General features: G+C 69.4%; 6 protein-coding genes and 1 pseudogene. 1 reads left to right on the top strand and 6 read right to left on the bottom strand.

Annotated features, from left to right (window positions below; translation table 11 throughout):
* Positions 1-7: 7 nt before the first annotated feature.
* The 5 genes from IY392_RS12515 to IY392_RS12495 all read right to left on the bottom strand — a co-directional run bounded on the left by IY392_RS12515 (position 8) and on the right by IY392_RS12495 (position 3,996).
* On the bottom strand, positions 8-787 hold the full coding sequence (locus IY392_RS12515) for a lysoplasmalogenase family protein (protein WP_228549359.1): 780 nt from the start codon (positions 785-787) through the stop codon (positions 8-10).
* Between the two features lie 52 nt (positions 788-839).
* Positions 840-1,397 carry an orotate phosphoribosyltransferase gene (pyrE, locus tag IY392_RS12510; RefSeq protein ID WP_182613511.1) on the bottom strand — a complete coding sequence of 186 codons (558 nt, stop codon included), beginning with the start codon at positions 1,395-1,397 and terminating at the stop codon, positions 840-842.
* Between the two features lie 163 nt (positions 1,398-1,560).
* Positions 1,561-2,412, bottom strand: a complete 852-nt coding sequence (locus tag IY392_RS12505; protein WP_194861392.1) for a hypothetical protein — start codon at positions 2,410-2,412, stop codon at positions 1,561-1,563.
* 31 nt (positions 2,413-2,443) lie between these two features.
* Positions 2,444-3,181 carry a hypothetical protein gene (locus IY392_RS12500; RefSeq protein WP_194861391.1) on the bottom strand — a complete coding sequence of 246 codons (738 nt, stop codon included), beginning with the start codon at positions 3,179-3,181 and terminating at the stop codon, positions 2,444-2,446.
* Between the two features lie 89 nt (positions 3,182-3,270).
* Positions 3,271-3,996, bottom strand: coding sequence for a hypothetical protein (locus IY392_RS12495; protein ID WP_194861390.1), 726 nt, complete (start codon positions 3,994-3,996; stop codon positions 3,271-3,273).
* A gap of 469 nt (positions 3,997-4,465) precedes the next feature.
* On the opposite strand from IY392_RS12495, the gene IY392_RS12490 reads away from it, so the two are divergent.
* Positions 4,466-5,728 (top strand): hypothetical protein, encoded by a 1,263-nt coding sequence (locus tag IY392_RS12490; RefSeq protein WP_107757451.1) that lies wholly within the window; start codon positions 4,466-4,468, stop codon positions 5,726-5,728.
* A 68-nt stretch (positions 5,729-5,796) separates the two neighbouring features.
* Here IY392_RS12490 and IY392_RS12485 read toward each other — a convergent pair.
* Positions 5,797-6,321, bottom strand: a pseudogene (locus IY392_RS12485) (hypothetical protein); the annotation flags it as partial.

The following is a 6,321-nucleotide window of genomic DNA, read 5'->3' as shown; positions in this document are numbered from 1 at the left end:
GTGGCACTCACGCCGGTCGCCCGGCCGTGCGTGCCGCGGCCGCGGTCCCCGTGAGTAGGAGCAACGCGGCGGTGGCGTAGGTGTCGATCACGCCGACGTCGAGGGCCCGCGCGAGCGCGGTCCCGCCCTCGGCCTTGCGTCGGACGAGGATCAGGCCGTCGCTGAGGAGGAAGACCGGGCCCGCCACGGCCAGCACCGAGGCCGCCGGCCCGGATCGGCGATCCACAGAGGTCGCCAGCGCCGACAGGGCCGCCAGCAGTCCTCCGTACGCGGCGAGCGGAGCGTTGGCCCGATCCTCGGACAGGAGAATCGCGCCGGCGGCGCCGGCCACCACCCCGTGGACCGCGGACTGGAGCGGCTTGAATCTCAGCCCGGACCGGAGCATCAGCCCGCCGAGCGCGAGATGGCCCACCCCGAACGCCGCCGCGCCCGAGACCAGGCGCGCCTTCGACCGGCTCGCATGTCCGCCCCCGAGCATGAGGATCACGTCGCCGGTGGTGTACGCCGCGCCGGTGACCGACAGCAGCATGGTCGCGAGCGGCCCGAGACCGCCGACTCCCGGTCGCCCAGCTCCCTCACCCCGAGCTCCGTCCCGCAGCGCGATGGCCAGCGCCGCCGGGACGATGAGCGGCTTGCAGAGCTTCTCCAGTGGGCCGAACCCGGTCGCCTTGGCGAGCTCCGTACCCGCGGCGGCGGCGAGGAACGCGGGACCCTCCGGGCGGGAGGTGTCCATGAGCGACAGCACCCGCTCGCTCAGTGCCCGCGTCATGACGGAGGGGAAGGTCATCGTCGTCTTCTCGGTTGTGCTGTTCCGTGCCCTCATCCATCCGTTTGCCATGTCACTCCAGTCCCAGGTCGGTCAGGCCGAGCAGGGCGCGGTAGTCCACGCCCTCGGCCCGGATCACGTCATCGGCGCCGGTGGCACGGTCGACGACGGTCGCCACGCCCACCACCTCGGCGCCCGCCTCCCGCAACGCGGTCACCGCGGTGAGCGGGGAGTTACCGGTGGTCGTGGTGTCCTCGACCACCAGGACCCGCTTCCCCACGATGTCCGGACCCTCGATCCGGCGCTGCATCCCGTGCTTCTTCGCTTCCTTCCGCACGACGAAGGCGTCGATCGGCCGACCCGGCGCGTGCATGATGGCGGTCGCGACGGGGTCCGCCCCGAGGGTCAGCCCGCCCACGGCGTCGAAGTCCCAGTCCGCGGTCAGCTCGCGCAACAGACGTCCGATCAGCGGGGACGCCTCGTGGTGCAGCGTCGCGCGGCGCAGGTCCACGTAGTAATCGGCCTCCCGGCCGGAGGAGAGGGTGACGCGGCCGTGCACGACCGCGAGCTCGGCGACCAACTCGGCCAGTCGGGTTCTGGCCGCCGGATCGACGGTGGCGGGGGTGGGCATCGGGCTCCTCTGATCGGCGGGCGGGACGGTGATCGGTCTCGGAGTCGACTCTAGACGCGGGCCACGAGATCACCACGCGAAGAGGGACGGGCCGGTCGCGTGATGCGACCGGCCCGTCCCTCTTCATCACGTGGCCTGATCGGGTCTCAGGCCGTACCGTCTGTCACTCGTCGATAGGCGGCTCCGGCTCCGGCTCGACCGGCGGCTCCGGATCGACGGGATCGGTGCCACTGCTCCCCAGCGACCCGAGGGACCCGCTCCCGAGGCTGCCGGTGTTCTCGGGGACGACGACCGGCGGCGGCCATCCGTCCTCGAACGTGGACCAGGCGTACAGCTGACCGCTGCCCTGCGCGGCCGCGGAGTCGGTCCCCTGGGCGCACATGGTGAAGAAGCCGATCAGATCCTCGCCGCGGGGCTGGGTGGCCGGCGGCCCGAGCGTAATGGTCCGGTTGACCGTCTGACCGTTGGTCATCTGGAAGGACCCGGTCGTGCCGTACAGTCCCTCGACCTTGGCCCGGGTGTTCTGCTCGGTGATGCGCGAACGGAGCTGGACGGCCTCACTCGCCATATCCCCCAGGCTGCCCTGCGGGAAGAACTGGGTGAGCGGCCACAGGGGCATGGTGATGGTCGAGCCGGACGCCGTGATGCTGACCATCTCCGCCCGGACGTTCTGGTAGCGCGAGTAGTACTCGGCCGACATCTCGACGACGGGGGCCGTCGAGACCGTGCCACCGGGCCGGGCACCCGCGACCGTGTCCTGGTTGGGCGCCTCGCAGAAGACGGTGAAGCCGAGGTTGTTGGTCATCGATACCTGGACGGTGCCCGCGGCCCGGTCGACGTTGACGATGTCGACGGTCATCCCCGGGTTGTTGACGACGACGGTGCGGCCGTCACCGTTGTCACCGGGAACGACGGTCACGGTGTTCTGCGCGGCCGCGGTCCCGGCCATGCCGAGAACCATGAGGGCGCTCGCGGACGCCGCTGTGAAGCCCTTGAGGGCGCGTGAGGTGGACATGAGTCTCCTTGAGAATTCGGTCTGAAGGGGGTTACGAGCCGACGGAGCCGGCACCGAGGCTTCCCGTCGTGCTGGGGTCGGGCGCCGGGTTCGGGTCCTCGATGTCCTCGAGACCGATGTAGAGGAACCAGTCGTTGGTCACCATGTTGCGGCACATGAACACCGCGGCGGCCCTCCATTCGCCACGGTCGCCGGTGGCCGGGACACCGAGCGGGGCCGTGTAGTCCACGGTGCCACCGGCCGGGACGGTGAACTGGAGCGCGTTGTTCACCCGGGGGTCACCCGTGCGTCCGGCGACCCGTGCCTCGTTGTGTGCCTGCCGCGGTCCGGCCTCCGCCGAGCCGATGGCGCTGCCCGCAGGGAAGATGTCGAGGGCCGACCCGAAGGACACCAGGTCGCCGTTGGCGTTGGTGTCGGTGGGGCCGGTGAACACCCGGGTCCGGTAGTACTCCCGGACCTCCTCGGCCGCCGCGGCGGTGGTCACCTGGCCGTAACCGAGCGCCGTGTTCTGACCTCCGATGTTGAACTGGGGGACCTCACAGCGGAAGTTCGCATCGGTGGTGTTCTGGATCGATCCGGTGATCGTCGTGGGCGCCTCCCCCTTGTCGTTGACCGTGACGACGAGGGAGGTGTCGTCGACCTTGATGACGTAGCCGCCGGGGTTGCCGCCGGGCACCTGGGCGAGCGCGGGGGCCGCGCCGGCCACGAGAGCCAGTGCGGCAGCCGCAGCGACAGCCCCGCGCACTGCTGTGGTGGTGGTTGAGATCATTCTTCACTGCTCCTGTCGTACCGGCCATCGTGGAGAGACCGGGGTCCTATCGGATTGCTCTGGTCGCGGTCTGACCGCGGGGGTGACTGTCAGCTGCCGAGGCCGGCGCTGCCGAGGCTGCCCGTCGAGGTATTGGTCGCGTAGTTGGGCTTCACGCCCCCCTCGTACGCGTGGAAGGCGTAGCGCTGGCCGGCGATGGTGCAGGTCATGAACACGCCGGTCTGGAAGTCCGCGCGCTGACCCTCGACAGGATGATCGAGACGGACGTTCTGCTCGAACGCCGAGGTGGCGGGGATGGTGATGTTCGTCCCGAAGACGCCGTAGTGGCCGGCGAGACGCGCCTGCTCGAGGGCGGCCTCGTTCTGGTTGAGGGCGTCCCACTCCGGATTGAAGAACTCCGCAGCACTTCCGGCCTGGACCTGGGCCGATCCGAGGCCGATGTTCTGCGCGCCACCCGCGGCGGACGGGAGATTGAGGGTGAGATCAGCGAGCTCGGAGAGCGGGTACTGCGTGAAGTAGTCGATCGACCGGGCCACGACCTCGGCGGTGGTGACCGTCGCCGCCGGCCCGCCATCGATACCGGTGCAGTTGAGGTTGGTCCCGGTGTTGTTCTGCATCACGACCCGGACGGTCCCGGCCGCCTGGTCGAGGGGGTAGACGGCGAGTTGGATCTGCGTGTTGTCGACCGGATACACCGTGGTGCGGGGGTTGTTACCCGGGATCTGGGCAGTGGAGGCCGGCGCCGCGGCGGCGACGAACGCCGCGGCTAGTCCGAGCGCCGCGATTCTGGCTGAAGGGTGCCACGTACGTGCCATGGATCGTTCTCCTTAACATTGGCTTAGATCTGGATGAAGTCGGATCCCGGGCCATCGGGGGCGACGACCGGCCTTCGTCTCAGATAGGTAGTCCCGGCAAGTGTGACATGGCGCACAGCATTGTCACAGCCGCCTTATTATTTAGATCCGATAACACTTCGCCCCAATTTTCCCTAGTTGCACTACTGACCCGTCCTTAACAAATTGGACACATTTCGGTACGCGTGTCCTTTGCCTGCGGTTTTGACGACGGTCAGCGACCGGGCCAGCGTTTCGGCGAATAAGCACCTCGTCCAACTAAGACGTCGTATACCGTTGGTACTCCCTAGTGGTTTATGTCACACTTCCCCTGTCACGACGTTCGCTCAGCAGACGAACAGACAACCCGAACGCCCATACCGGGCCGCCGAACGGCCCTCAGCGCCACCCGTCGCACGGCGCTGATGACCACAGAGATAAAGGACTCCCCATGATGTTGACACGCGCTACGGCGCTGGTGGCCGGAGCCACCCTGCCGCTGGCCACCGCCATCGCCCTCGCCCCGGCGGCCACGGCCCAGAACTCACCCACCACCACCGGGACGGTCGAGGTCACCTACACCTGCACTCCCGACAACGCTCTGAACATCGGGGGCGTGAACACCTGGACCAACACGGTCGAGGTCACCTACCCCACGTTCGTCTCTCCGGGCGAGTTCTTCGAGGTCTCGATCCAGCCGGGGCCGATGCAGCCCAACACGGTGCGGGTCGGCCGGATCACCTACGACATCCAGGCGCCGAGCAACGCCGACTACCGCACCCAGACGCTGACGAGCGGCGCCACCGGGATCACCGCCGGCAGCCCCTCGCTGGCCGAGGTCAGCCCGACGACCAAGGCGACCCAGGCGGGGTCCAACACCGTTCGGATCTGGGGTGGACAATCCGCCCGCTACGGGACGAACACCGGCACGTCCATCAACACCGGCCTGCAGAAGAACAACAACCTGTCGTTCCAGCTGCCCGAGGTCACCTTCAGCATGCGCGCACCGAACACCCCCAGCCAGCAGATCGTCTTCGGGCTGCCCGGGGCCGGAGCCGCCGCCGCCACCGATGCGGCGTCGACCCAGTTCCAGTACACCCGCGGAACCACGGCGGGTGGCACCGGCACCACCGGCGCCCAGGTGGAGTGTGCCGCCAGTGCCAATGCGGCCGCCCTCACCACCACCACGATCACCAACGCCCCGTGGGTCCCCTTCCAGTGGAACACCAACCTGAACGTCCAGGCCCAGCCCGGCGCGCTCGACGAGGATTCGCTCGCGGTCAACGTGGTGACCTCCTTCCAGCGGCCCTCGAACAACTTCCCCGCCGGCACGATGGTCACGATCCTCCGTGACGGCGTCGAGGTCGGGCAGGTCGAGATGCCGGGGTCAGGCACCACCGTCGCCTTCGCGGACGACATCCCCCGTACGGCCGACACGCAGGTGTACCGCTACACGGCCGTGTTGAACAACCAGGACACACTGGGCGACACCTGGGTCGGAACCACCGCGACCTCGTCTCCCGTCATCGTCGCCGGCACCAACCCCGGAGCGGGCGGAGGCGGCACCGGCTCGCTGGACCCCGGCTCCGTCATCAACCCGATCGACTCGGCCATCGGCGGCTCCCTCACCGCGGGCCTGTCCGGATCGGTCGGATATGACGTCGCGCCGCTGTCGAGCCCGACCGTCACGGGCCTGCTGAGCTCCGCGAGCTGACACACCCCGCACAATCGAGAGGACCCGTCCGCGCCTGATGCGCGGACGGGTCCTCTCGTCGCGGTAGGTCAGTCCCGGATATCCGGGGGCAACCGGAGGCGAGCGGTCTGTTCGACGTCCGGGTCCACACCCGGGCGCTCCCGGCCGGTACCCGTCGCGTCGCTTCCGCCGGACGCGGCCTGTTCGTCCTCCGGGTCCGCGCGCCGGTGCTTGCCGCTGCCGGCCCGGGACGGCACAGGCGTCACCTCGGGCCGCAGCCAGACCGGGGTCTGATCGTCAGCGGGCTGGGCGTGGCGACCCCCCGTTCCCGAGTCGAGGTCCGACCCGCCGTCGATGCGGGCCGCGTCGAAACGCTCGACCTCGGTATGGATCTCGTCCTCGTCGTCCTGAGACCCGAGCGGCTTGATCCCCGACCCTCCCGTGGTCACGCCCGCGGCGAGTGGAGGGACCGAAGCGTCCTCGGGATAGGCCTGGCCGACACCGCGGGTCGGGCGTGACAGCGGCGGGCGCTCGGGCAGGTGATCCGCGGCCACGTCGCCGCGAGCCGGGACCGGCCCGGAGGGTTCCATGATCTCGGCGAAGGGATCCGGTTC

It is taken from the genome of Dietzia sp. SYD-A1 (assembly GCF_015356725.1).
Lineage (GTDB): Bacteria > Actinomycetota > Actinomycetes > Mycobacteriales > Mycobacteriaceae > Dietzia.
This window is presented reverse-complemented; position numbering and strand designations above follow the sequence as displayed.

Bases quoted from the DNA above. Each gene is read 5' to 3' on its own strand.
- IY392_RS12515 (WP_228549359.1), bottom strand. From the start codon at position 787: ATGACCTTCCCCTCCGTCATGACGCGGGCACTGAGCGAGCGGGTGCTG.
- pyrE (WP_182613511.1), bottom strand. From the start codon at position 1,397: ATGCCCACCCCCGCCACCGTCGATCCGGCGGCCAGAACCCGACTGGCC.
- IY392_RS12505 (WP_194861392.1), bottom strand. From the start codon at position 2,412: ATGTCCACCTCACGCGCCCTCAAGGGCTTCACAGCGGCGTCCGCGAGC.
- IY392_RS12500 (WP_194861391.1), bottom strand. From the start codon at position 3,181: ATGATCTCAACCACCACCACAGCAGTGCGCGGGGCTGTCGCTGCGGCT.
- IY392_RS12495 (WP_194861390.1), bottom strand. From the start codon at position 3,996: ATGGCACGTACGTGGCACCCTTCAGCCAGAATCGCGGCGCTCGGACTA.
- IY392_RS12490 (WP_107757451.1), top strand. From the start codon at position 4,466: ATGATGTTGACACGCGCTACGGCGCTGGTGGCCGGAGCCACCCTGCCG.